The 24,048-nt window shown below is 69.5% G+C and carries 22 protein-coding genes; 11 read left to right on the top strand and 11 right to left on the bottom strand.

What is annotated here, in order from left to right; translation table 11 throughout:
• Positions 1–55: 55 nt before the first annotated feature.
• Entirely contained in the window at positions 56–898 is an 843-nt protein-coding gene (locus tag AB0H37_RS17515; RefSeq protein ID WP_329089656.1) for a hypothetical protein, read from the bottom strand.
• A 309-nt stretch (positions 899–1,207) separates the two neighbouring features.
• Between AB0H37_RS17515 and AB0H37_RS17510 the strand changes: the two genes are divergently transcribed.
• The gene (locus tag AB0H37_RS17510) at positions 1,208–1,627 is read left to right on the top strand and encodes a hypothetical protein (protein WP_360613709.1); all 420 of its coding nucleotides are present in this window, start codon (positions 1,208–1,210) and stop codon (positions 1,625–1,627) included.
• A gap of 123 nt (positions 1,628–1,750) precedes the next feature.
• Here AB0H37_RS17510 and AB0H37_RS17505 read toward each other — a convergent pair whose 3' ends face one another.
• Both AB0H37_RS17505 and AB0H37_RS17500 read right to left on the bottom strand, forming a co-directional pair.
• Entirely contained in the window at positions 1,751–2,539 is a 789-nt protein-coding gene (locus AB0H37_RS17505) for an NAD(P)-binding domain-containing protein (RefSeq protein WP_360613707.1), read from the bottom strand.
• Positions 2,536–3,546 carry a pyridoxal-phosphate dependent enzyme gene (locus AB0H37_RS17500; RefSeq protein ID WP_360613705.1) on the bottom strand — a complete coding sequence of 337 codons (1,011 nt, stop codon included), beginning with the start codon at positions 3,544–3,546 and terminating at the stop codon, positions 2,536–2,538. Before AB0H37_RS17500 ends, AB0H37_RS17505 begins: the two co-directional genes overlap by 4 nt.
• 100 nt (positions 3,547–3,646) lie before the next feature.
• Here AB0H37_RS17500 and AB0H37_RS17495 point away from each other — a divergent pair, with 100 nt between their 5' ends.
• On the top strand, positions 3,647–4,207 hold the full coding sequence (locus tag AB0H37_RS17495) for an Lrp/AsnC family transcriptional regulator (protein WP_360613703.1): 561 nt from the start codon (positions 3,647–3,649) through the stop codon (positions 4,205–4,207).
• Here AB0H37_RS17495 and AB0H37_RS17490 read toward each other — a convergent pair.
• Positions 4,170–6,632, bottom strand: coding sequence for a SpoIIE family protein phosphatase (locus AB0H37_RS17490; RefSeq protein WP_360613701.1), 2,463 nt, complete (start codon positions 6,630–6,632; stop codon positions 4,170–4,172). The genes AB0H37_RS17495 and AB0H37_RS17490 overlap by 38 nt on opposite strands.
• A 186-nt stretch (positions 6,633–6,818) precedes the next feature.
• A complete protein-coding gene (locus AB0H37_RS17485) occupies positions 6,819–8,078 on the bottom strand; it encodes a PAS domain-containing sensor histidine kinase (protein ID WP_360613699.1) in 1,260 nt (419 codons plus the stop codon).
• A 229-nt stretch (positions 8,079–8,307) separates the two neighbouring features.
• Here AB0H37_RS17485 and AB0H37_RS17480 point away from each other — a divergent pair, with 229 nt between their 5' ends.
• Positions 8,308–8,994, top strand: a complete 687-nt coding sequence (locus AB0H37_RS17480; RefSeq protein WP_360613697.1) for an alpha/beta hydrolase — start codon at positions 8,308–8,310, stop codon at positions 8,992–8,994.
• Positions 8,995–9,047: 53 nt separating this feature from the next.
• On the opposite strand, the gene AB0H37_RS17475 is transcribed toward AB0H37_RS17480, so the two are convergent.
• Positions 9,048–9,713, bottom strand: a complete 666-nt coding sequence (locus AB0H37_RS17475; RefSeq protein WP_329089642.1) for a TetR/AcrR family transcriptional regulator C-terminal domain-containing protein — start codon at positions 9,711–9,713, stop codon at positions 9,048–9,050.
• Positions 9,714–9,900: 187 nt separating this feature from the next.
• Here AB0H37_RS17475 and AB0H37_RS17470 point away from each other — a divergent pair, with 187 nt between their 5' ends.
• The 5 genes from AB0H37_RS17470 to AB0H37_RS17450 all read left to right on the top strand — a co-directional run bounded on the left by AB0H37_RS17470 (position 9,901) and on the right by AB0H37_RS17450 (position 15,817).
• Positions 9,901–11,487, top strand: coding sequence for an alpha-amylase family glycosyl hydrolase (locus tag AB0H37_RS17470; RefSeq protein WP_360613695.1), 1,587 nt, complete (start codon positions 9,901–9,903; stop codon positions 11,485–11,487).
• A 31-nt stretch (positions 11,488–11,518) separates the two neighbouring features.
• A complete protein-coding gene (locus AB0H37_RS17465) occupies positions 11,519–12,799 on the top strand; it encodes an ABC transporter substrate-binding protein (RefSeq protein ID WP_360613693.1) in 1,281 nt (426 codons plus the stop codon).
• A 23-nt stretch (positions 12,800–12,822) separates the two neighbouring features.
• Positions 12,823–13,776 carry a sugar ABC transporter permease gene (locus AB0H37_RS17460; protein ID WP_360613691.1) on the top strand — a complete coding sequence of 318 codons (954 nt, stop codon included), beginning with the start codon at positions 12,823–12,825 and terminating at the stop codon, positions 13,774–13,776.
• 2 nt (positions 13,777–13,778) lie between these two features.
• Complete coding sequence (locus tag AB0H37_RS17455; RefSeq protein WP_329089634.1) at positions 13,779–14,660, top strand: carbohydrate ABC transporter permease; 882 nt, start codon at positions 13,779–13,781, stop codon at positions 14,658–14,660.
• Positions 14,661–14,860: 200 nt separating this feature from the next.
• Complete coding sequence (locus AB0H37_RS17450) at positions 14,861–15,817, top strand: NAD(P)-dependent alcohol dehydrogenase (RefSeq protein WP_360613689.1); 957 nt, start codon at positions 14,861–14,863, stop codon at positions 15,815–15,817.
• A gap of 72 nt (positions 15,818–15,889) precedes the next feature.
• Here AB0H37_RS17450 and AB0H37_RS17445 read toward each other — a convergent pair whose 3' ends face one another.
• Both AB0H37_RS17445 and AB0H37_RS17440 read right to left on the bottom strand, forming a co-directional pair.
• Positions 15,890–16,819, bottom strand: coding sequence for a dihydrodipicolinate synthase family protein (locus tag AB0H37_RS17445; protein ID WP_329089629.1), 930 nt, complete (start codon positions 16,817–16,819; stop codon positions 15,890–15,892).
• The gene (locus AB0H37_RS17440) at positions 16,816–17,613 is read right to left on the bottom strand and encodes an aldolase (protein ID WP_179835533.1); all 798 of its coding nucleotides are present in this window, start codon (positions 17,611–17,613) and stop codon (positions 16,816–16,818) included. Before AB0H37_RS17440 ends, AB0H37_RS17445 begins: the two co-directional genes overlap by 4 nt.
• Before the next feature lie 222 nt (positions 17,614–17,835).
• Between AB0H37_RS17440 and AB0H37_RS17435 the strand changes: the two genes are divergently transcribed.
• Both AB0H37_RS17435 and AB0H37_RS17430 read left to right on the top strand, forming a co-directional pair.
• The gene (locus AB0H37_RS17435; protein WP_329089624.1) at positions 17,836–18,408 is read left to right on the top strand and encodes an XRE family transcriptional regulator; all 573 of its coding nucleotides are present in this window, start codon (positions 17,836–17,838) and stop codon (positions 18,406–18,408) included.
• A gap of 77 nt (positions 18,409–18,485) precedes the next feature.
• Complete coding sequence (locus AB0H37_RS17430) at positions 18,486–18,845, top strand: VOC family protein (RefSeq protein ID WP_360613687.1); 360 nt, start codon at positions 18,486–18,488, stop codon at positions 18,843–18,845.
• Between the two features lie 82 nt (positions 18,846–18,927).
• On the opposite strand, the gene AB0H37_RS17425 is transcribed toward AB0H37_RS17430, so the two are convergent.
• From AB0H37_RS17425 to AB0H37_RS17415, 3 genes are all read right to left on the bottom strand, one after another.
• Positions 18,928–19,776, bottom strand: coding sequence for a lipase family protein (locus tag AB0H37_RS17425; RefSeq protein ID WP_360613685.1), 849 nt, complete (start codon positions 19,774–19,776; stop codon positions 18,928–18,930).
• 141 nt (positions 19,777–19,917) lie between these two features.
• Positions 19,918–22,002, bottom strand: coding sequence for an Imm49 family immunity protein (locus AB0H37_RS17420; protein WP_360613683.1), 2,085 nt, complete (start codon positions 22,000–22,002; stop codon positions 19,918–19,920).
• A gap of 214 nt (positions 22,003–22,216) precedes the next feature.
• Complete coding sequence (locus AB0H37_RS17415) at positions 22,217–22,795, bottom strand: helix-turn-helix domain-containing protein (RefSeq protein WP_329089616.1); 579 nt, start codon at positions 22,793–22,795, stop codon at positions 22,217–22,219.
• Between the two features lie 115 nt (positions 22,796–22,910).
• On the opposite strand from AB0H37_RS17415, the gene AB0H37_RS17410 reads away from it, so the two are divergent.
• Entirely contained in the window at positions 22,911–23,843 is a 933-nt protein-coding gene (locus tag AB0H37_RS17410; protein WP_360613681.1) for an NmrA/HSCARG family protein, read from the top strand.
• The last annotated feature ends 205 nt before the right edge of the window (positions 23,844–24,048 follow it).

Below are 24,048 nucleotides of genomic sequence, written 5' to 3'. Positions count from 1 at the left end.
GGAGACTGCATCTGGGCAAAGGCGGCCCACAGGAGGTCGAACCCTGGCCGGGGCGTCAGGAGCCGGGGAGGATCTCGATGCGCATGCTGTCGCTCTCCCTGAGCAGATAGGTGGCGTTCACCCCGGGACGCCACCCGACCGGCAGTACGTAGTATCGCCCGGCGCGGCCGATCAGGAGCCGCAGCCCCTGGTAGCGCTGCGCGTACATGTTCCCCTTCGGTAGCCGCTCGGCCGTCACGCCTGGTCCGGACAGGGCGAGGGGCTTTGTGGTGTAGACGACCACCGCGGTGCGTGTGCGAAGGTCCCTGGTGATCTCATGCGCCTCGGCGGTCCCCTCGTCCTTCGCGTACACGCCGGTAGCCCACAGTGCGCACGCGGCCGCCGTGATCAGCCCCACCGCGTACGCCCCTGTGCCGGCCGACTGGGTCAGCAGGAGCACCCCCGCCGCCGTCAGTGCCAGCGTCAGGTAGAGGTTGTCGGTGATCCTGGTCACCGACAGGATCACCAGCACGCCCGCCGCGAGCAGCAGCATCAGCCCGGCCCGCTGCCGGGCCAGGGGGTCGCCCGCCAGGGCCGCCGCCCGGTGCAGCGGTCTGCGAACGAAGCCGGGTACTGCTCGCCCTGGTATCAGCTCCGTCAGCCGCAACTGGGGAAGCGTGGTGACGATCAGCCAGACGATGGCTCCGAACACCAGCGTGGAAGAGAAGACCGTCCCGGCGCTGCGCAGGACGTACTCGGTGGGACCGATCTCCAAATCGAGCGGATTGACCCGGAAATATCCGTAAACGGCATTGGTGTAGCACCAGCCCATGTAGAACAGCGCCCCCACGGCCAGGGAGATGTTCGCCGTGATCACTCCGACGACCCGCTCGGCCCCGGCCCTGGCCTCACCCGCCATGGAAACCCCTTGCGTGCTGATTTTTCCCCTAGTGCAAGCAAAGCCTTCTGGGTATTCTAGACATACGAGGCGTTGAAAATGGGGGCGTTCATGTTACAGAGCTTCCGTGCGTTCGGCTTTGTCCTGGTCGCCACTTTGATCGCCTCCTGCGGCTCCTCTGACAAAGACGAACCGCCGAGTCGGGGACCGGGCGCGGGGGGCGCCTCCTCGATGAGTCCGTCCGCCTCCTGCGGACCGGACGTGGGTGGCGACGTGGTGCCGCCGGCCTGCGCGAGTCCCCGGCCGTCGTCTGGAACGGGACCGCCCAGAGTGATCGCCGGACCGATCACCGTCCAGCCCGGCATCGGTGAATATTGGATCAACGTGGCGGTGGCGGGGACGGGTGGAATTTCCCTCAGGGGAGGAACGAATACGACGGCCGATACTCCCAGTTCAGGAACCTGCTACGGCTCCTGCCGCTATTTGGTGAATGGCGCGACCCCCGTGATCCTGGCGCCTACCGGCGGCCACACCGTCTATGATCCGTCGACCCAGCAGAACGTGTGGACAGGCCCGTGCGGGGGACGGGACGGCAGGACGGTCTGCGAGTTCGAGATCGCGTTGGGCGTGAACACCGACATGAGGTTTTCTCTGCGCCCCGCCACTGAGGATCCCGAGCCGATCGGCCCGACGCCCTCAGGCCCGAGCGGGGCGCCGACCGAGGAGACGCCCAGCCCCGAGTCCTCCTGACCCCGTGGGGCCGCGAAACGGGGGTCCAGATCCTGACCTGCGGTTTCCTGCCCAGCACACGTGCGTGGTCGGGTGTGCGTCTTTCCCCATCGCTCGTTTGCGAGACGACTTCCGGAGCTTCGGTTATCGCCGAACGCTGCCCCGTTGTCCCCTCAGGCCGGCGAGGAGGTCATCGAGAGCCTGGGCGAGGGCTTCCGAATTGGCACGGGTGAACCAGGTGGTGCGGATGCGCTCGTTGTTCCCCTTCGGGGTCTCATGGTTGGCCGCGAGTTGCTGCAGGGTCCGGGTCTCGTCGTCCAGGGCACGACCGACCCCCTGGAAGAGACTGCGCACGTAGCTTTCCGCGTCGTCGGAGGCGATGCCGTGGCCGACGGCCCAGGAGGTGAGCGCGGCGAGGTAGGAGTAGTGGGTGGTCAGCGTCCCCGTCAGTGCGGAGAAGACGTCGAAGGCCGCCTCGTCCGCGACTGGGAGCGCCCCGCCCAGGTGCTCGAAAAGGGAGTCCGCCACCGGGTGGGACGGGTACGTCACCGTGACGGAGCGGCGTTCGCGTATGGCGGGCAGCGGGATGGCCCTTACGAGCGGGGCGTCGGTGGCCAGTGTCCTGCGCAGGTCGTCGCCGCCGACGCCGGCCATCACGTTGATCACGATCTTGTCGTCGGCCACCGCCAGGCCGGCGAGTGCTTCGTGCCGGTCCTGGCGGCGTACAGCGATGATCACGATCTCGGAGCGGTCCACCACCGCCTGGTTGTCGGGACACACCCGCACGCCTTCGTAGTGCTCGGACAGTTCCGCGGCCGTGCGGGCTCCCCGAGGGGAGAGGAACACCTCGGGCGCATCGTCGCCCCGGTGGTACAGGCCGTCCACGATGGCTCGGCCGATCTCTCCCACCCCGATGATGCCGATGCGCTTCATGTCTTCTCCTTCATGCGTCCGGCGAGACTCGACGCCTGCGCGGTGCGGGTGAGCCGGGCCGCCAGCTCCCCCGCCTGTTCGGGACGGGGGTTGGCGCCGGTCAGCACCGTCGCCGATCGGTCGCCGGCGACCGCACCCTCGGCGATCGCCGCCAGGCCGGCCGCCCCCGCCGGTTCCAGTACGATCCCCAGCGTGCGCGCCGCCAACTCCATGGCGGCGGCGATGGCCTCGTCGCTCACCAGGACGATCTCGTCCACCAGGGCCCGGGCTCGCCGCACCGAGGCCTCCAGCGGGCCGCACACCGCTATCCCGTCGGCGAAGGTGCGAGCGCGGTCGAGGCGGACCGCGCGGCCGGCGCGCAGGCTCTCCAGCATCGAGGGAGCGCCTTCGGCGTTGACCCCCACGATCCGGGTGGCGGGGGCGTGTTCCTTCATCCAGCGTGCCACGCCGTTGATCAGGGCGCCGTCGCCGACCGGGAGCACGACGGCGTCGAAGCCCGAAGCGCCCGGTGCGCCACGGGTCAGCTCGACTCCGATCGTCCCGGCGCCCTCGGCGATCGCGGCCTGCAGGCCGTCCTGCAGGTGGATCCGGTCAGGATGGCTCTCGGCATGGGCGGCTGCGGCCCTCCGCGCCGACGAGCCGTCGGCCCCCGCCGTGATGACCCGGGCGCCGAAGGTCTCCATCCGCTCCCGCTTGGCGGGATTGACCGTCTCGGGCACGAACACCTCGACCGGCATCCCGCGGGCCCGTCCCGCGTAGGCGACGGCCTGCCCGAAGTTGCCCGAACTTGCGCACACCACCGGAGTGCCGGGGGCGAGTGTGCTCAGCATCAGGTCGGCGCCCCGGCCCTTGAAGCTGCGCACCGGGTTGGCCGTCTCCAGCTTCACCGTCACGGCGCGGCCGCCCAGCGCCCGGCACAGCTGCTCGTCGAGGTACTGCGGGGTGTTGAGGAACACCGGATCGATCACCCTTAGGGCCTTCTCGATCCGCGCAACTTCCAGATCCATACGCCGCCTTTCCTCGGAGGGCTCAGGGACCTGGCCGACGCTAATCGAACTCCCGATCGAAGCGATTGAGAATTTTCGCGCCGCAACGCAATAATCTTGCATGCCCGAATCGCCGCCACCCCGTCTGGACGAGATCGACGGCCTGCTGCTGGACCTCCTCCAGCACGACGCCGGACGCACCTTGCACGACCTCGGCGAACAGGTCGGGCTCTCACCGAGCGCCGTCCAGCGGCGGATCGCCCGCTACCGCAAGGACGGCCTCATCGCCGGGCAGGTCGCCGTCCTCGACCCGCACCGCTTCGGTCCCACCGTCCTCGCCACGGTGCTGGTCACCCTGGCCCAGGAATCGTTCGAGCACCATCGGATCTTCTCCGACCGGATGCGCTCGAACCCGCAGGTCCAGCAGTGCTACCGGGTCGCGGGACCATGGGACTACGTGGTCGTCCTGGCCGCGCGCAGCATGCGCGACTGCGGCCGGCTCGGTGACCGCCTGTTCAAGGCGGACGACAACATCAGGCGTTACGAGACCCTGGTCGTCTTCGACACCGTCAAGACCGGCCTGGCTCTCCCGCTTCCCGCGCCCGGTCACGGGACGGGCGGCCATGCCCCGCTCCCCCGCGGGCTCACTCCAGGTCGTCGAAGTGATCCAGAAGATCACTGACGCCGGTTCCGGTGAGAGGCTGCTCGGTCCAGATGGTCTTACCGCGGGGGGTGTGGCGGGTTCCCCAGCGCTGGGTGAGCTGCGCGACGAGAAGGAGGCCGCGCCCTCCTTCGTCGAGAAGGCGGGCACGGCGCAGGTGCGGGGCGGTGCTGGCGCCGTCGGAGACCTCGCAGATGAGCGTCCGGTCCCGGATGATGCGCAGTTGGATCGGCCCCCTGGCGTAGCGGATGGCGTTGGTCACGAGCTCGCTGACGATGAGCTCGGTGACGTAGACGGCCTCGTCGAGGCCCCACTCCGTGAGCCGTTCGGTCACCAGGTTGCGGGTCTCGGCGACGATGGCCGGGTCGGCGGGCAGATCCCAGCTGGCGAATCGGTCCGCGCTCAGGACGTTGGTGCGGGCGACGAGGAGCGCGGCGTCGTCCACGGGGCTGTCCGGCAGGGCGGCGTTGAAGACGCTGTCGCAGGTCTCGGCCAAGGACGATGAGCGGCGGGTCAGGGCCCGACGCAGGCGTTCGAGCCCGACATCGATGTCGTGGTCGCGCGACTCGACGAGGCCGTCGGTGTAGAAGGCCAGGACGCTGCCCTCCGGCAGTTCGACCTCGGTGCTCTCGAAGGGCAGGCCACCGACGCCGAGGGGCGGGCCGGCGGGCAGGTCGAGGAAGCCGACCGAGCCGTCGGGCGCGATGAGCGCGGGTGGAGGGTGGCCGGCGCGCGCGGCCGTGCATCGGCGGGAGACGGGGTCGTAGACGGCGTACAGGCAGGTGGCGCCCACCTCGTTCTCCGCCTCGTCGTGAGCGCCGGTGGCCTCCTCGGCGGAGAACCGGCTGACGAGATCGTCGAGACGGGTGAGGAGCTCGTCGGGAGAGGAGTCGACGTCGGCGAGGGTGCGCACGGCGGTCCGCAGCCGTCCCATGGTGGCGGAGGCGTGGATGCCGTGGCCGACGACATCACCGACGACGAGCGCGACCCGTGCGCTGGACAACGGGATGACGTCGAACCAGTCTCCGCTCACACCGACATGGGAGCTGGCCGGCAGATAGCAGGTGGCGGCCTCCACGGCCGACTGCTCGGAGAGGCGGTGCGGGAGCAGGCTGCGCTGAAGTGTCAGGGCGGTGGTCCGCTCGCGGGTGTAGCGTCGGGCGTTGTCGATGGAGACGGCCGCCCGGGCGGTGAGTTCCTCGGCCAGGAGCACGTCGTCCGGCTCGAAGGGCTCTGCGGACTCGCTCCGGACGAAGGCGGCGACGCCGAGGGTGACGCCGCGAGCGCGTATCGGCACCGAGAGGATCGAGCGCAGTCGGTACCGGTCGATGGCTTCCGCCCACGCGGGGTGGCGAGCGGCCGCCGCAACGACTTCGGGGTCGTCGACGTTCATCAGGATCGCCTGGCCGATGGCCAGGCAGCGGGCCGGCGGCCACAGTTCGGGACGCAGGCCGAGGCCGCCTTGATCCACGCCCGTCCCGTTGTCGAAGGCGGACCGGCGTGCCACGCTCCGCAGCGCGATCTGGTCGGTCAGCGGCCCTGGGTCCGGTTCGTCGCCGACGAGCACCGCTTCGAGCAGGTCGACGATGGCGAGTTCGGCGAAATGGGGCACCACCATGTCGGCCAGTTCCTGGGCGGTTTCGGTGACGTCCAAGGTGGTGCCGATACGGGTACTGGCCTCGCTCAGCATGGTCAGACGCTGCCGTGCGCGGTACTGCTCCGTGTTGTCAAGGACGCCCACCCAGACGGCTTGTGTCCGTCCTGCCCGGTCATTGAGCGGTGACATGAAGACCGACCAGTTGCGCTCGCGGGTCTCGCCGGGGACTCGCCGGTAGGTCTCCCTGTGCACGGGCTGCCCCGTGTCGAGCACATGGCGCAGGTGCTGCTCCAGCAGCCTCCAGTGGGGCCCCGGAAGGACGTCTCTCAAAAGGCGTCCGCGCACTTCGGCTTCCGTGAGGTTGATCCTTCTGCACATGACGTCATTGACTCTGACGAGTCGCAGGTCCCTGTCATGGATCGCCATGGCGAAACGGGACTGGGCGAACGCCAGATCAAGCAGGCGCGCGTCATCCTGGTTTCCGAACTCGGCGGTGGAGATCTCCGGGGTGGTGAGGGACACGACAAGCCATTCATCCCTGCCGCGGCTGTCGTGACCGGGGTAGGCGAGCAGTTCCACCGTCACCCGCCCGCCGTCCCTGTGCCAGAGCGGAATCTTCCCGCTCCAGGGAGCGGGACGGGGCGACCGCCACAGATCCGGCGAGGGGGAAGCCGCTGCCAGCAGACGAGACGCCGGACGTCCCATCACCTCTTCGGCGGTGTACCCCAGCAGCCGCTGGGCACCGGGGCTCCAGGCCGCCACCAGCCCTTGCTCGTCCACGACTGCCGTGGCGACCGCAGGGCCCGATTCCTCTTCTCCGCCCTGAGGGCTGCTGATGTGCGCGTCCATTATCGCGTCCAGATTTTTGGGGAATCTTCCGCAGGCTGCCGCAGCTCAATGTCCCCAAACTATTTCTGGGGGCAAGTAAACCATAACGGACGTTGCAGTAAAAAAGGGGTATCTCGGTCGCAATTTCCTCACTAACCCGACAATCGGCCGAGCGGCGGATGCGGCCGCCGTGCGGCGGCGGCCCGCTCATCCAGCGTTGGGGGCGTTGCCGCCGGCGCTGCCCGGGTCGTGAAGGGGGAGCCGCAGCGTGAACCGGGTGCCCGGTGAATGATCGGCGATGTGGAGGTCGCCGTGGTGGCCCTGGGCGATCTGGCGGGCGATGGCCAGGCCCAGGCCGGTGCCTTCGGGATCGGCTCGACGGGCGTCGGAACGCCGGTAGAAGCGATCGAAGACCTTCTCGCGTTCGTCGACGGGGATGCCTACCCCATCGTCGGTGACCTCCAGCACCGCCTTCCCCTGCTGCTGGGCGACCGTGACGTCGACGCGGGCTCGGGCGTGGCGCTCGGCGTTGTCGAGCAGGTTGTTCAACAAGCGGGTCAGCCGGACGGGTGAGGCGTCCACGATGACGCCGACGGCGAGGTCGACGGTGAGGTCCGGGGGCCTTGGGCCCTGGGCCCGGCGGTCGGTCTCGGCCCGGACCAGGTGCGCCAGGTCGACCTCCTGCGTCCGCCAGGGGGCATTGGCCTCCAACCGGGCCAGTTCCAGCAGGTCGGCGACGATATCGCCGAGACGCTCGGCGTCGTACAGTGCGGAGTGCAGGATCTGGTGGGAGTCGGCGTCGGGGTCGGTGAGGGCGACCTCCAACCGGGTCCGCAGCCCGGCGAGCGGACCGCGCAGGTCATGGGAGGTATCGGCGACCACCTGCCGCTGATGCTGCAACGCCTGCTGTGCCGCCACCGCGGCCCGATGCTCGCGTGCTTCGGCGCGCCGCAGCCGTTGGTTGACCTCCTGCAGTTCACGGGCCCGCACGAACAGCTCGGCCTCGATCGCTCTTGTCCGCGCGGCCAGCGCCTGCGGCTGCGGCCCGGTGCCGCTGTCGGCCTCGCGCAGCTCCCGGATGAAGCCGGTCACCTCCTCCACCCGGTTGATGATCAGCGCCACCCGTCCGTCCGGCCCGAGCACCGGGGCGTTGAGGATGGTCCAGTATCGCTCGTGAAAGACTCCGGGCCGTCCCGGCTCCTCGGTGTCGTACTGCTGCAGCGGCATGGTGTCGACCTCGGCCATCTCCACCACCCGTTCCAGCGACGCGCGCAGCTGGTCGGCGCTGCGCCCCGCCGCCCCGCCCGGAAAGACCTCGAACACGTTCCGGCCGACCAACTGCTCCCGTGACCAGCCCGTCAATCGCTCATAGGCGCAGTTCACCGCGACGTACACCCATGCGGACGACAGGATCGAGACCGCCACTGGCGACGCCTCAAAGATCGCCGAAAAGTCGACTTCGGCCACCTTCATTCCTTATCCACACTGCGGGCAACCAACGCCCAACAAAGAGTCGAAATGCCCCCAAGCCAGCGCCAAGGGCCCGCGACAGCGCGGCGGCGCGGCCTCCCTGAACCGCCCAGGACAAGATCACCCGCAGGCGACAACGGATCAAGGCCCGGGCGGAACGGGTCCTCGCCGAGGCCCGCGCCCTCTACGACGTCGGTGGCGTGAAGGAGGTGGTTATCCTCGGCGGGTGAAGATCACATTGCCGGATGTGGAGTTGGCCGTTCGGGAGACGGGTCAGGGGCATCCGGTCGTTCTGCTGCACGGGTTCATCTCCGGTGCTGCGACCTGGGACGGCTTCGCCGTCGAACTCGCGGCTCGTGGGATGCGCGTGATCGCGGTTGAGCAGCGAGGTCACGGAGAGAGTTCTCGCCCGGGCGTGTACTCGCTGGAGGCCCTGCGCGATGACGTCCTCGGAGTTCTGGACCGACTGGGCCTGGAGCAGGTCGACCTCGTAGGACACTCGATGGGCGGAGCGGTCGCGCTGCTCACCGCCGCTCACCGTCCAGCCGCGGTCCGCAGGCTGGTGATCGAGGACACCCCGGCGCTGGGCGGCATGCCGCCGGCGGCACCCGGCGAACCGGACCCGGCCGAGCCCGAACACGACCCCGGCTTCGACTGGCGGATGATCACTCCGATCCTGGACGCCTTCCGCGCACCCTCGCCCGGCTTCGCGGACCTGCTGAAGCGTATCGACGCACCCACACTGCTGCTTTGGGGCGGCGCTGCCAGCCATGTCACCCGAGAGCACATCGACCTGATGGCAGGAGCCATCCCCGACTGCGGCGTCACCGAGATCCCGGTCGGCCACCGTATCCACAGCCTCGCCCCCAGCGAGTTCGCCGCCGAGGTCCTGCCCTTCCTGTGCGACGGCTGACCGCCGCACCAGCTGCCGGGATGCGCTGGCGTCGCTCACTTGGACGAGGGCGTCTATGGGCGGGCGTCGTGCTCCGCATCCTCCCGCGGGGAGGGCGCGGCGCTGCGGGTGCGGCGTAGCCGGGCGCGCAGCGCCTCGATGACGAGCTCGATGGTGAAGTCGAACGCGTCGTCGGCGCGGGACGTCCCCGGGAGGCGGCTGCGCATGACGCGCGCCAGCGTCGTCGACTGGGCGAGGACCTCGGCCGGATAGATCACCTCGGGCGAGACGAGGTCCAGGCTCGCGCCGATCGTCACGATGTCGATCATCGCGATCACGTGCACGACGTCCCGGTCGGCGAATCCGGCGCGGGACAAGAGGGTGGCGAGGTTCTCGACCGTGGTGATAGCCGAGTCCAGGCCCGCGGGGGACGTCGCCAGCAGCATGATGACCCACGGATGCCTGGCGAGCACCTCGCGCTGCGCGGCGGCGATGTTCCGGACGACGTCCGCCCAGTCGCCGGACACGTCCACCCGGACCGCCATCTCCTCGTGCAGCCGGCGGCGGATCAGCTCGATGATCTCGGCCCGCCCGCTCACATGGTTGTACAGCGAGGACGGCCGGACGCCGAGCCGCCTCGCCAGCTCCGGCACGGTGAACCCGCCGGTCTCGCTCGCGAGCTCCAGTGCCGCGTCGACGATGCCGTCCCGCGAGAGCAGCGGCTTGCGTGGGCGGGCCATCCGCGCCCCTTTCCGGATTCGTCGTTCCAGCGGCTGCAGGCGTGCTAAACGAACGCCGTTCGTTTAGCACGTTGACACCTTACGCTCCCACTGGCCACGATACCGGCGAAACGAATACGAGACGCTCGCTCGGGGGCGTTCGGGCCCATCGCGGGTCGCCCAGACACCCGCCCGGAGAGGAGACCCTGTGAGCCATTCCCCTTGGTGGCACGGCGCCACGCTCTACCACGTCTATGTCCGTTCGTTCCAGGACGGCGATGGAGACGGCCATGGCGATCTTCGGGGTCTGATCAGTCGGCTCGACCATCTGCAATGGCTCGGGATCGACGCCCTCTGGCTCTCCCCCACGATGCCGTCGCCGAATCACGACTGGGGCTATGACGTCTCCGACTACCGCGGCGTCCACCCGGACCTCGGCACCCTGGACGACCTGGACGACCTTGTCTCCCAGGCGCGTGAACGCGGCATCCGCGTCATGCTCGACCTGGTTCCGAACCACACCAGCAGTGAGCATCCCTGGTTCGTTGAGGCACGTTCCGGGGCGGACTCGCCGTACCGCGACTACTACGTCTGGGCACCGCCCAAGAGCGACGGATCCGCGCCGAACAATTGGCTCGACGACACCGGCGAACCGGCGTGGACCTGGGACGAGAAAAGCGGCGAGTACTACCTCCATAACTTCCTTCCGGAACAGCCGGATCTGAACTGGTGGAACCCGTCCGTGCACGCGGAGTTCGACGCCGTCATGGATTTCTGGTTCGACCGCGGAATCGCCGGATTCCGGATCGACGTGGCGAACGGGCTCTATAAGGACGCCCAACTCCGCGACAACCCCAAGCACGACGAGGCCTACATCTACGGCCGCGAGGTCCAGGGACGGTACGGGCTCCAGCACCTCTACAACTTCAACCGGCCCGAGGTGCACGAGGTGTACCGGCACTGGCGCCGCCGTGCGGAAAGGCGGCCGGAGACACCGCTGCTCCTCGGGGAGACCTGGGTGGCGCGCGTCGACGAGCTCGCCCCGTACTACGGCGACAACGACCAGTTGCAGCTCGGGTTCAACTTCCCGTTCATCTTCGCCCCGTTCGAGGCGCCGGCCCTGGCCCGGATGGTGGCCGAGTCGCTGGCCGCCTTCCCCGAGGGCGCGTGCCCGATCTGGGCCGGTTCCAACCACGACCTGCCGCGCATGGCGACGCGCTGGGCGGAGGGCGACGACCGCAGGACCCGGCTGGCCCACGCCGTACTGGCGACGCTTCCCGGCACCTACGCGCTGTACTACGGGGACGAGCTGGGGATGACGGACAGCGACATCCCGGCCCATCTGCATCGCGATCCCCTCACGGCCGGGGAGAGGAACGGGCAGTGGCCGCGGGACAACGCGCGCGCCCCCATGCGCTGGGACCGCACGCCCGGGGCGGGCTTCACCACCGGGGAGCCCTGGTTGCCGCTGCCGGAGGACGAGAGCGTCAACGTGACCGACCAGCGGGCCTCCGCCACGTCCACCCTCGCGCTGGTCCGCGCGCTGATAGCCCTCCGCAACGAGAAGTTCGCCGGCGAGGTCGCCGAATACCGCGAGGTGGAGGTGTCCGAGTCGCGATGGGTCTACACCAGCGGGCCGCTCACGGTGGTCGCCAGCTTCTCCTCCGAACCGCAGCGCGTGGACGTCGCCGGTGAGCCGGTGCTGTCGAGCGCCACGGTCCGCGAGGACCTGCCCGCCGCCGGCTCCCCGCCGGTGCTGCGCCCCTGGGAAGCGCTGCTTCTGTGTTCCGCGTGACGACACCGATGGTCCCGGCGAGGGGGATCCGATGCGCATGAGGGCGCGCCGCGCGGCGTGCGCCGCTTCGGCCGCGGTGGCGCTGGGGGCCGCGGGCTGCGCGACGCCGGACAGCGGTCTCCAGGCGGCCGAGCGCCACCTGTCCGACCGAGGGCCGATCACCTTCGTCCAGGCGTCCGACGAGGCCGGGACGGCGAACAAGCAGGTCATCGAGGAGTGGAACCGGCTCCATCCGGACGAGGCCGTGACGCTCAAACAGTTCGGCGACGTCGACGACCTGCACGACAACCTGGTCCAGCACTTCAAGGCGCAGGACCCGGGGTACGACGTGCTCGGCGCGGACGTCGTCACGATCGCCGAGTACGCGGCGCACCGGTGGCTTCAACCGTTCAAGGGCGCCTACTCGCTCGACACGGCCCCCTTGCTGAAGCAGACCGTGGCGACCGCGACGTATCACGGCACGCTCTACGCGGCGCCGTTCATGACGGACGCGGGCCTGCTCTACTACCGCAAGGATCTGGTGCCGAACCCGCCGCGCACCTGGCGGGAACTACGGGCGGCCTGCAAGATCGCCCGAGAGCGGCACATCGGCTGCTACGCGGGCCAGTTCGCCAAGTACGAGGGGCTCACGGTCAACGTGACGGAGGCCGTCGCCGCAGCCGGTGGGCGACTCGTCGAGCCGGACGGCACCACGCCCTCCGCCGTCACACCGGTCGCGCGGAAGGGGCTGTCCCTTCTCGTCGACGCCTACCGCGACGGCGACATCCCGAAAGAAGGGATCACCTACCAGGAGGAGGAGGGCCGGCAGGCGTTCGAGGACGGGAAGCTGCTGTTCCACCGCAACTGGTCGTACGTGTACCCGCTCGCCGACAGCGACGGCGGCTCCGTCGTGAAGGGCAAGTTCGGTGTCGCCCCGCTTCCCGGGGTCGACGGGCCCGGGCGGACGGCGCTCGGCGGCCAGGACAACGCGGTGAACGTCTACTCCAGGCACAAGGCGACGGCGCGGGACTTCCTGATCTATCTACAGAGCCCCGCGGTGCAGAAGAAGCTGCTGATCGAACAGGGGCAGTCGCCCGTGGTCGAGAGCCTGTACCGCGACGAATCGCTGCTCGGCCACCCGGAACTCGGCTACCTCGGCACGCTCGCCCAGAGCATCGCCACCGCCACCGAACGGCCGGTGACGCCCTTCTACACGGCCGTCACCAAGGCCATCAGCGAGAACGCCTACGCGGCGATCAAGGGCGACAAGTCGGTCGACACGGCCCTGAGCGACATCCAGACGGCGATCCTCGCCGCGACGAGCGAGCAGTGATGCACGGCAGACGGGAACGACGCATGACCTCACAGGCATCCGGAGCGACCGGGCCGCGCCGCGGCCGGCTCGGCATCGTGCTGGTCTCCCCGACCCTCATCCTCCTCGCCGCCGTCATCGGCTACCCGATCGTCGCCGCGCTGGTCACGTCCTTCCGCGGCGACCCCGCCCTCCGGGACGGCTTCTTCACCCAGGGCGGCGAGTTCGCGGGGTTCTCCAACTACCTGCACTGGGTGGCCCAGCGCTGCGGGGACACCGCCTGCCCGCCCGGCACGCTCGGCGGGCAGTTCTGGACGTCGGTGCTCGTCACGCTGTTCCTCACCGTGGTCAGCGTGTCCTTGGAGGTCGTCATCGGCCTCCTGATGGCGGTCGTCATGAACCAGTCGTTCCTCGGCCGCGGGTTCCTGCGCGCCGTCGTGCTGGTGCCGTGGGCGATCCCGACGGCCGTCACCGCGAAACTCTGGTTCTTCATGTTCTCCTACGACGGCGTCATCAACCGCACCTTCGGCGCCCATGTCCTGTGGACCGACGACGCCTGGGCCGCGCGCTTCGCCGTCATCATCAGCGACGTATGGAAGACCACTCCGTTCGTCGCCCTGCTGATCCTCGCCGGGATGGCCGGCATACCCGGCGATCTGTACGAGGCGGCCCGCATCGACGGCGCCAGCGCCCTGCACGCCTTCTCCCGGATCACGCTGCCGCTCGTCCGGCCGGCGCTGCTCGTCGCCGTCGTCTTCCGCGTCCTGGACGTTCTGCGCATCTACGACCTCCCGGCCATCCTCACCCACGGCGGCGGAGGCGACGGGCACGCGACGACGACGCTGTCGATCTTGACCGTCCAGCAGCTCCGGCAGGGCTACGGCGGAGCCTCCGCGATCTCCACGCTGACGTTCCTGCTCATCTTCGGTGTCGCCATGGCGCTCGTCCGGGTCTTCCGGGTCAACCTCGTCCAGTCCGAACAGCATGGAGTGTCGTAGTCATGTCGGCAGCTCACACGAAGGACAGCTCCGCACGCCGGACGCCGCACCGGTGGCCGCGGCAACGCCTGTGGCTGTACGCGGGCGCAGCCGTCATCGTGGTGTGGTGCCTGGGCCCGTTCTACTGGATGATCGTCACCGCGTTCCGCGACGCGGGCCACACCTTCGACCCCACCCCGTGGCCGACGCACGTGACGCTGGACAACTTCCGCGCGGCGTTCGACACGAGCGGCGGCGACCACTTCGGACGAGCGCTGCTCAACAGCGCGATCATCGCCGGCGCCACCACCGTGCTCGCGCTGCTCATCGGAGGGCCCGCGGCATACGCGCTGGTACGGCTGCCGATGGGGGGCAAGACCAAGGTGCTGGCGGCCGTCCTGTGCGCGTCGATGTTCCCCGGCGTCGCGATCGTGACCCCGATGTTCCAGCTGTTCACCGAGATCCATTGGCTGGGGACCTTCCCCGCACTGATCCTTCCCGACCTGTCCTTCGCCCTGCCGCTGACGATCTGGATCCTCACCGGCTTCTTCGCCGCGATGCCCTGGGACCTGGAGAAGGCGGCGCAGGCGGACGGCGCGTCCCCCGGGCAGGCGTTCCGCCTGGTCCTGGTACCGCTGGCGGCCCCCGGTCTGTTCACCACCGCGATCATGGTCTTCCTGTCCGCGTGGGACGAGTACCTGCTGGCCGGTCTGCTCTCCAACGGGAACCCGGAGGTCGCGCCGGTCACCGTGGCGATCGCCAACTTCGCCGGCTCCCAGCCGCACCAGGTCCCCTACACAGCGATCATGGCGGCCGGGGCGATCGTGACCGTCCCCCTGATGCTCACCGTGCTGGTGTTCCAGCGGCGCATCGTCGCCGGGCTCACCGCAGGCGCCTTCAAGTGACCGCGTCCCGGCGGCCGGGTTCGGCCTGCAGAGGCGGGCGTTTCCAGGGCTGGTGCGGCCACTGCGCTGATCACGGCTGGGGCGCCGGCTGCGGGCCTTTGCGGTGGACCACCAGGTCGAAGGACGCCGAGGTGGTCTCCTCTTGTGGATCGGTGGCGGCTACCCTCCGCTCAGGCGATGCTTCCAAGTGGGGAGGCCACATGCGAGCAGTCGTCTACGACAGGTACGGCTCGACGGATTCACTACGGTTGGAGGACGTCCCGACGCCGTCGCCGGCTCCGAAGCAGGTCCTCGTACGCGTGGTGGCGACGTCGATCAATCTGTCGGACTGGGAGACCTTGCGCGGCGCTCCGTTGTACTCGCGCATCGGTGGACTGCGGAGGCCGGCGCGCAGGACGCTCGGCTCGGACATCGCCGGGCGGGTGGAGGGCGTGGGCTCGGAGGTGTCCCGCTTCCGCGCGGGAGACGAGGTGTACGGCGACAACCTCGATCTGAAGGGTGGCTTCGCCGAGTTCGCGGTGGCGCCCGAGTCGGCCCTCGCCCACAAGCCGAAGCATCTGACCTTCGCCGAGGCGTCGACGATTCCGCAGGCGGGCGCGATCGCGCTGCAGGGGACGGCCCCCGCCGGCGAGGGGCGCCGGATACTGATCAATGGGGCCGGCGGCGGCTCGGGATCGTTCGCGATCCAGTTGGCCAAACGCGCCGGCGCCCATGTGACCGGTGTCGACAACGCCGGCAAGCTCGACTTCATGCGGTCGCTGGGCGCCGACGAGGTGATCGACTACCGGAGGCGGGACTTCACCCGGACCGGCGAGCGGTACGACCTCGTGCTCGATCTCGTCGCCTCCCGCTCACCGCTCGCCTGCGGGCGTGCGTTGGCTCGCGGCGGCCGGTACTGGTGCGTGGGCGGCTCCGTGCCGGTCCTGCTCGGCATGGCGACGACCGGCTCGATCGCCGGCCGCCTCGCCGGGCGGAGAATGGGAGTTCTCGTGGTGCGTCCGGGCCCCGCGAGGTTCGGGCCGCTCACCGACCTCTGCGTCGCCGGCGAGGTGGCCATCCATATCGACCGCACCTTCGCGCTCAACGACGTGCCCGAGGCGCTGCGCCACGTCGGCGAAGGACACGCCCGCGGCAAGACCGTCGTGACGATCCCCTGACGCAGGGATAGCCAAGACACGTTGTGGCCCGTGCCGCTCGGCTCGTCGGCCGAGTGAGCGGCACGGGCCTTCCTAGGCGGACGCCGTCGCCGGGTCGTCCAGGAGCGGGTGCGATTCGAGCCGCGCCAGCAGGCTTCGCAGCTCGCCGGTCTCCTCGTCGGGCAGCGGCTGGAGCGGTGCCCGGGGCCGGCCGGTGTCCCGGGACTGGATCTCCAGTCCGGCCTTGATCGTCCGGGGAAGGCCGTGGGCGACGATGAACTTCAGGAACGGCAGGAGCTCGGTCAGGACCATGTCGGCCCGCCCGTGCCGCTCGCCCGCCGCCGCGGCGTGCAGCTCCAGGCACCAGCGCGGGACCAGGCAGGGCGCTGCCGTGCACCACCCGGCGGCGCCGGACCGGAACGCCTCCAGCGCCAGCGGGTTGCTCCCGTTGTAGACCGACAGCGCACCGTCCGAGAGCTCGCGAATGGCGCGGAAGCGCGCGGCGTCGCCGGAGCTCTCCTTGACCATGGTGAGGTTGGGGATCTGCCGGGCGAGGGCGACCACCGACTCCGGGGTCAGGTCCGTGCCGCTCGTGCCGGGGTTGTTGTAGAGCATCATCGGCAGGTCGGTGGCCTCCGCCACCGTGGCGAAGTGCCGCATGAGCTCGGCCTCGGTCAGCTTCCAGTACACCAGCGGAAGCACCATGATCGCTGTGGCGCCGTGCCGGGCGGCCACGCGGGCCCGGCGGACCGTCGCGTCCGTGCTCCAGTGCGAGACGCCGACCAGCGTGGGGACGCGGCCCGCGACGGTCCGCAGCGTGGTCTCGCAGACGGCGTCCCACTCGCTCTCGCGGAGGTAGGCGGTCTCGCCGGTACTGCCCAGCGGGGCGATGCCGTGGCTCCCGGCGTCCACCAGCTCTTCGGTGAGCCGCCGCAGCGCGGCCAGGTCGACGTCGCCGGTGCCGCGGTCGAACGGGGTGACGGGGTAGGCGATGACCCCGCTCAGGGGCGGGTTCGCCGTCACAGCCGCACCTCGCCCGTGACGCAGTCGGGGTGGTCGCGCAGGGCTCTGCGCGCGTAGTACGCGAAGTTGGCCTTGTTGCGCCGGTCCGTCGACGTCCAGTCGTGGGCCTCGCGGGCCAGGGCCGGGTCCAGGGGCTGGACGGTGCCCGCCGCCATGGCGAGGAGCTGCAGCCTCGCGGCGCGCTCGATGAGCATGGCCAGGGTGCACGCCTCCTCGATCGTGCCACCGGTGACGAGCTGCCCGTGATGCGCGAGAAGGATGGCGCGCTTGTCCCCCAGGGCGGCGGAGATGATCTCGCCCTCCTCGTTGCCGACGGGGATACCGGGCCAGTCCTTGAGGAAGGCGCAGTCGTCGTACAGCGGAGTGGTGTCCATCTGGGAGACCACGAGGGGGACTTCCAGCATCGCGAGCGCCGCGGTGTGCAGCGAGTGCGTGTGGATGATGCAGTTGACGTCCTCCCGGACCCGGTAGATCCAGGAGTGGAAACGGTTCGCGGGGTTGGGCATGCCCTCGCCCTCCAGTACCTGGAGGTCCTCGTCCACCAGCAGGAGGTTGTCCTCGGTGATCTCGTCGAAGCCGAGCCCCAGCCGCTGGGTGAGGTAGGTGCCCGGCTCCCGCCCGCGGGCACTGATCTGCCCGGCGAGGCCCGAGTCGTGCCCGCCGTCGAACGCGATCCGGCAGGTCAGGGCCAGCTTCTGCCGCGTGGTGAGCCCTGAGTCGCCGAAGTGGTCGCCCATCTGCCGCTGGGCGCGCTCGACGAGCACGTCCTTGGAGTCCTGCAGCGTCTTCGCCATGCCTCCTCCATCTCGGGGGCCGGTCCGTCCGGTCTCGGTGACCGCGGGCGACACCCGGGGAAACAATGTTTACTTTAGGACACCTTGTGTCATGCGACAAGGAGCGGACGCGGGCGCGCTCCCTCCGGGGAGGGACGCGCAGGGCTCACCCGGGCCCACCGAGGGACATACTGGGATTTCCGGCTGGCAACGTGGCTGGGGGACGCGGGAAGGAAGAACTCAGTGATCAACCGGGTGCGCCGGCTGCGCAAGGAGCGGCTGATGACGCTGGAGGTACTGGCCGAGCGCTCCGGCGTCACGAAGAGCTATCTCTCCAAGGTCGAGCGCGGGCGGAGCATCCCGTCGATCGCCGTCTGCGTCTCGCTCGCCAAGGCCCTGGACGTCCCGCTCGACACGCTCTTCGCCGAGGCCACGGAACTGACCGAGGTCACCGTCACCCGGGCCGGAGAGCGGCCTCCGCTCACCTCGGGCGACGAGACCGCCTCCCGCTACGAAGGCATCGCGCTGGACGCCAGCGCCAAGCGGATGACGCCGTTCATGCTCTACCCGCCGCACGACACCGGTCCGCTTCCCTTCCGGGACCATCCGGGAGAGGAGTTCCTCTTCGTCCACCAGGGACGCGCCGAACTCATTCTCCCGTCCCAGACCATCGAACTCGATGCCGGAGACGCCGCCTATTTCAAGGCCACGACCCCCCACAAATGCCGCTCCCTGAGCAAGGATCGCGCCAGTCTCCTGCTCATGGTCTGCGACGACCGGGACGCAGACCAGATACCTCATCCGCACCTCCCCTAGGGCCACGGCCGAGTTCCGGAACTGTGAAAGAGTGACTCATGCCCTTGAGAACGCACGAGCTCAGGACTTCGATCGCCGTGTCCGACATACAGAAGGCGGCCGAGTTCTACGAAGGCAGGCTGGGCCTGCCGGTGCTGCGTTCGGGCCCCAGCGCTCACATCACCGGGGGCAGCCGCGTCTACGGTTCTGGCGGTGGGCCGGCGCTGAACGTGTACCAGTCGGTCACCGCCGGGAAGACCCCGGCCACACTGGCGACGTGGTACGTCGACGACATCGACCAGATCGTGGACGAACTCACCTCGTCCGGCGTCGAGTTCGTCCGCTACGAGCAGTACGAACACGACGCCAAGGGGATCACCGCTCGGGCCGGTGGCGGGCGTATCGCCTGGTTCCAGGACCCGGACGGCAACACCTTCGCCGTCGAAGCCGACATCTGATTTCCTGTCGGGGATGCGGCACCGCCGGTGCCAGGCGTTTCAGGGTATGCGCATGTCAGGATTCGACTGGGACATGCACGTATCAATGCCCCGGTTGTAGGGCGTGTCGGGGTTGAACAGGGCGTAGGAGTACGAACAACAGGGATTGTGACGTTCCCCCTCGTTCGCATAGTCGGCACCGAACAGGGCCTCGACGCCGACCGCCTCGTACGGTCCCGGCGGCAGCTTTCGGCACCTCGTCGTAGTAGTTCACCAGCCGGAACGTCTGCACGCTCAGGTCGTTGTAGTAGTCCTTGAAATTCGACTCCCCGACCTTGGGGCTGGCCTGATTGCCATGAAGGATTTTGGCGACGGGTATTCCCGCTGAGCAGGCCAGCGGCACGATCAGGGTCGCCAGGGTCGAGCCGAGGCTGTGCCCGGTCACGATGAGCCTTGCGCCGCTCTGGGCTATCTGCGACAACTCTCCCATAAAGGTGCCCTGGTCGAAACCGTTGAAGACTTCACTGAACCCTTTCTCCACCCGGATGTTCCTGATGGGCGTACTCGTCGGCGGGTCATAGGGCACCAGATCGGCCTTGGCGTCCATGATGAAGTCGTCGTCCGTCTGCGACCCGCGAAACGCGAGGTACACGGTATTGCTGTCAGGCCCGTAGGCGAAGACCGCGAAAGGTTCCGAGATCTTCTTGGCCACCGGGGTGAAACTACTCCAGAAAGGGCCGCGGAACGTCCACTGGTCGAGCGGGAAGGCGGGACCGGTGATGGGGCAGCTGTCCGAGGGCGTCCAGGAGAACGAGGGGGCACCCGGCTTGCCTTCGGCCTTCCATTGTTCACACATTTCGCAGGCTACGTTGACGACGAAGGAACAGGTTCGGGCGATGTCCAGGTCATAGCCGGGAGGAACCTTGAGCGGCATCTCGTTCCCGTTGGGCAACGGTGCTCCTTCATGACGTCGGGACGGGCGGCTGCGTTCGCCGTGAACCTAACCACCCCGGTTCAGCGCCACTCACGAGAGCCCAGGTTTTGAGCTTCTCCATGCCATGTCCATAAAGACCGGCGACTCCGAGCGCGGGTACTACCTGCCGTCGTGCCGATGGGCTCTGATCTGGTCCAAAAGAGTCAGTGTTCGCTGGTGCCAGTGCTGGTCACCGGCCTCCTGGTAGGCGCAGGCCGCCTTCTCGATCGCCGCTGCGGCTTCGTCCGGCCGGCCCGCCGCATGCCGGGCCAGCCCCAGCCCGTGCCACGCCGTGGCTTCGCCGTGTCGGTCGCCGGTCCGGCGGAAGATCTCTGCGGCGTCGGCGTGGGCGGTGATCGCTTCGTCCAGCCGCCCGGTCCCCTTGAGGGCGCTCCCGAGGTTGTTGACGGCCAGGCCTTCGCGGCGCCGGTCTCCGGCCTGGCGGAAGATCTGGACGGCCTCGGTGAGCATGGTGATCGCTTCCTCGAACCGCCGCACGTCGCGCAAGGCGCTGCCGAGGTTGTTCAGGGCCAGACCCTCGCGGCGCCGGTCTCCGGTCTCTCGGTAGAGGGCGGCGGCGTCGGTGTAGGCGGTGATGGCCTCTTCGTAGCGTTGCTGGACGAGCAGGGCGCTGCCGAGGTTGTTCAGCGCCCGGGCCTCACCGGGCCGATCATCGTTCTGGCGGTAGAGGGCCGCGGCGTCGGTGTGCGCGGTGACGGCCTCCTCGAAACGCTGGAGGCGGCGGAACGCGATGCCGAGCCCGTTGAGCGCGTCGGCCTGGGCGGGCTCGTCTCCGGTCTGGCGGGCGGCTTGCAAGGCCAGGGTGGACACCTGGAGTGTGTCGGCGGTGCGGTTCCGCAGGTTCAGGTACTCGCCCAAAGCGAGGGCGATGTGACGGGTGACGCCGGGACGTCCGGCGTCGGCGGCGGTTCGCGCCGCGGCGATCAGGTTGGGCAGCTCGATGTCCAGCCAGACCAGCGCGTCGCCTCGTCCGGTGAACATCCGCCTGCGATCGCGGGTGGTGGGACGGAGTTGATGGTCGGCGTCGACGGCGGCGGCCCGGTAGTGCTCGAGCAGCCGTGCGAGCGCGTCGTTGTCGTGCTCCCCGGCTTCAGTGGGGCCGAGGGCGGTGACGAAGGTGCGGGCGGAGTCGCGCAGACGCCACCACCCGTACGGCTCCCCCACCTCCACCAGTGACATCTGGGTCAGCGCCTCCGCCGTGGCCAGGGCTTCGGCGGCGGGCAGGCCGAGCAGAGCGGAGAGGGCGGGTGTGGAGATCTGGGGCCCGGGATTGAGAGGCATCATCCGCAGCGCCCGCTGCTGGGCGCCGGTGAGGTGCTCGTAGAGATCGTGCAACCGGTCGCCGACGTCGGACGGACTGTGCCGGGTCGGAACGACCACCGGCTCCGGTGCAGGCGGCCCGGCGGCGGAGGGCTCGGGGAGCAGTCCTTCGGGCAGGTAGCCGGAGCGGACGTCGAGGCGCCATCCGTGGGCGAGGACGGCCAGGTTCGCCAGCGCGATGGCGGTGAGGGGCAGCAGTGTCCGGGGTGCGGGATCGTCGCCGATGTCCTCGCGGTAGCGGTCGAGGCGGTCGGCCAGGGCCTGTTCGAAGGCGGCCTGGTCGTCGTCGAGCAGCACCCGCAGGAGGTGCTGGTCGGGGGTCAGCGGCCCGGCCGCGTCCAGCCGCAGCGCGGCGCGGACGCGGGCCTGGCGGTCGGGTTTGGCGACCAGCGGGGGTTCGTCGCCGTCGACGAGGTAGTCGGCCAGCGCGTCCATCTCGGCCAGCGCGGCCGCGGGTTCGGTGGGCGAGACGTGGATCTCGGGCGCGACGTCGAACCTGAGGACCATGTTCCGACGCCACGGCACCTCGAAGGCGCTGCTGATCAGGCACAGGGCGAACGACCGGGCCCATTCGGTGACCGGCGGCGTCCGGGACTCGTCCATGGAGTAGGACGTTTCGGGGCTGGTGAGCTTTGTGGCGCCATACCGGGTTGTGAGGACGGGAAAGTCGACCTCGAAGTCGCCGTTGGGCCAGAGCCTGCGGTCCAGGACGGCCGCCGCGCACTCCGCCGCGGTCCGCAGGGCGGAGCGCGCCGGAGGCCCCGACAGCGCCGGGTCGAACCGGGCGCAGGCCGCGACGTGATCCAGGAGTTCATCGCAGATCTCCGCGAACGCTTCGGGGCGGTATTCGTGCCCCAGGTGCATCCTGTGCCAACGTGTGAAGGTCCGTCCCTCGATATCGGTGAGCGCCTGGTCGATGAGCGGCCTTTCGACCTGGTGACACGGAACTTGGTACACGGATGCGGCCCCTCGCCCTCTCGTCTGCGGGTCATGACGGTTCCTGTGATCGATGACTTCGGTCGAACGGTCATCGGATGCGCGGTGGACCGACCTCGCACAACGCGCGTTCGCAGGCTGCTCAGCGCGGCCGGACTCCGTCGATGGCGATCGCCAGCAGGTGGTCCGCCTCGGAGGGGCCGTCGGCTTCGTGCTCGCTGGCCAGGGAGATGGCGCCGACGAGTTTCAGCAGCTGGACGATGGTGATCTCAGGGCGCACGGCGTTGGCCGCCTGGGCGCGGGTGAGGAGTTGCGCGCCCGCGTTGACCACCATGTCGTGACAGGTGCCGCCGAGTGTCGGGTCGCCACCGTGGCGCGTCAGCGACGTGCTCAGTCCGCGGTTGGCCGCGGCGTGGACGCCGACGGCGCGGAGCCAGGTGAACAGCGCTTCTCCCGGATCGGCGGCGGTGACCAGGGCGTCGGCCTGGGCGCAGAGTGCCGCGACCCGGTCTTTGAAGACCGCTTCCAGGAGCGCCCACCGCGTGGGGAAGTGCCGGTGCAGGGTGGCAGAGCCGACTCCGGCCCGGCGGGCGATCTCCTCCAGGGACGCCTCGGCGCCGCGCTCGGCGATGAGGGCCTCGGCGGCGGCCACGATCCGGCCGACGTTGCGGCGGGCGTCGGCACGCATCTGCTGCCCGGGTGGCGTGTCGGCGTCGGCCATGAGCGGCTCCTGACTGCTTGCTAAACGGGGTGGCCCCCCATATCGTAGCGGCCACTAACTGGGGTGGCACCCCACTTGTGGGACGGGACGCCCTTCTGCGGCTTCACCTGAGGAGATGACAGTGGCATCGACGAACAAGACGGTCGCGGTGGTAGGAGCGACCGGGTTGCAGGGAAGGGCCGTGACACGTCACCTGCTGCGCGACGGCTGGCGGGTGCGGGCGCTCACTCGCGATCCGGACGCGGCCCCTGCCCGGGCGCTGGTGCGGGCCGGTGCGCAGATCGTGCGGGCACGGATGGAGGACGTCGGCTCCCTGGTCTCCGCGGCCGAGGGCGCATGGGGGCTGTTCAGCGTGCAGCCCACGGTCGGCTCACCGGGCACCGCACCGGACTTCACCACCGAGGACGAGGTGCGCTGGGGCGTGAACGTCGCCGAAGCCGCGCAGGCCGCCGACGTCGGACACCTGGTGTTCACCTCGGTCGCCGGCGCGGACCGTCATCTCAGCGAGAAGGTGCCGGTGAACCTGGTCAGCAAGTGGCGGATCGAGCAGCGCATCGCCGAGTTCGGCCTCCCTGCGACGATCCTGCGGCCGGTGTCCTTCATGGAGAACTTCACCGGCGGCTATGCGCTGCGGAACGGAACCCTGACCAGCGGAGTCGCACCGGACACCGTCCAGCAGCTCATCGCCGTCGACGACGTCGGCGCCATCGCCGCGGCGGCCTTCGCCGAGCCGCACGAGTGGATCGGCCGGGCGGTCTCCCTGGCCGCCGAGGAGCTCACCCCGGTCCAGGTCGCCGAGGCCATCGGAACGGCGCTCGGCATCCCGCTGCCGTACGTCCAGATCCCGCTCGAAACGATCCGGAACGTCAGCGAGGACTTCGCCTACGCCAACCAATGGCTCAACGAACTCGGCTACCGGACGGACATCGCCGCCACCCGGCGCATCCACCCCGCCGCGATGGACTTCGACACCTGGCTGGAACGCACCGGCACGACCCAGATCGCCGCGTTCCTGAGTTCCGCGCGCACCGCCGACCAAGGCGCGTGAGCGAGTCATCGGAGTCGAGGATCGGCCGTCGCCGCAGATCAGATCATGCCCCCGTACATGGCGCAGTACGCCGTGGCGCCGCTCGTCGACACGCAGAACACGGTCTCGCCGTCCTCACGTGGTGGTGGGCCGCTCGGCAGGCCCGTAGCGGCGACGCCGCAGCCACCGTCGCGCCGGTCATGAGCGCCGCCGCCGGCGGCGACGT

Source organism: Actinomadura sp. NPDC023710, from assembly GCF_040639875.1.
GTDB classification, from domain to species: domain Bacteria; phylum Actinomycetota; class Actinomycetes; order Streptosporangiales; family Streptosporangiaceae; genus Spirillospora; species Spirillospora citrea.
Note: the sequence above shows the minus strand (reverse complement) of the source record. Positions and strands in the feature narration are given on the sequence as shown.

Bases quoted from the DNA above. Each gene is read 5' to 3' on its own strand.
- AB0H37_RS17515 (WP_329089656.1), bottom strand. From the start codon at position 898: ATGGCGGGTGAGGCCAGGGCCGGGGCCGAGCGGGTCGTCGGAGTGATC.
- AB0H37_RS17505 (WP_360613707.1), bottom strand. From the start codon at position 2,539: ATGAAGCGCATCGGCATCATCGGGGTGGGAGAGATCGGCCGAGCCATC.
- AB0H37_RS17500 (WP_360613705.1), bottom strand. From the start codon at position 3,546: ATGGATCTGGAAGTTGCGCGGATCGAGAAGGCCCTAAGGGTGATCGAT.
- AB0H37_RS17495 (WP_360613703.1), top strand. From the start codon at position 3,647: ATGCCCGAATCGCCGCCACCCCGTCTGGACGAGATCGACGGCCTGCTG.
- AB0H37_RS17490 (WP_360613701.1), bottom strand. From the start codon at position 6,632: ATGGACGCGCACATCAGCAGCCCTCAGGGCGGAGAAGAGGAATCGGGC.
- AB0H37_RS17475 (WP_329089642.1), bottom strand. From the start codon at position 9,713: ATGGCCCGCCCACGCAAGCCGCTGCTCTCGCGGGACGGCATCGTCGAC.
- AB0H37_RS17465 (WP_360613693.1), top strand. From the start codon at position 11,519: ATGCGCATGAGGGCGCGCCGCGCGGCGTGCGCCGCTTCGGCCGCGGTG.
- AB0H37_RS17460 (WP_360613691.1), top strand. From the start codon at position 12,823: ATGACCTCACAGGCATCCGGAGCGACCGGGCCGCGCCGCGGCCGGCTC.
- AB0H37_RS17455 (WP_329089634.1), top strand. From the start codon at position 13,779: ATGTCGGCAGCTCACACGAAGGACAGCTCCGCACGCCGGACGCCGCAC.
- AB0H37_RS17450 (WP_360613689.1), top strand. From the start codon at position 14,861: ATGCGAGCAGTCGTCTACGACAGGTACGGCTCGACGGATTCACTACGG.
- AB0H37_RS17440 (WP_179835533.1), bottom strand. From the start codon at position 17,613: ATGGCGAAGACGCTGCAGGACTCCAAGGACGTGCTCGTCGAGCGCGCC.
- AB0H37_RS17420 (WP_360613683.1), bottom strand. From the start codon at position 22,002: ATGCACCTGGGGCACGAATACCGCCCCGAAGCGTTCGCGGAGATCTGC.
- AB0H37_RS17415 (WP_329089616.1), bottom strand. From the start codon at position 22,795: ATGGCCGACGCCGACACGCCACCCGGGCAGCAGATGCGTGCCGACGCC.
- AB0H37_RS17410 (WP_360613681.1), top strand. From the start codon at position 22,911: ATGACAGTGGCATCGACGAACAAGACGGTCGCGGTGGTAGGAGCGACC.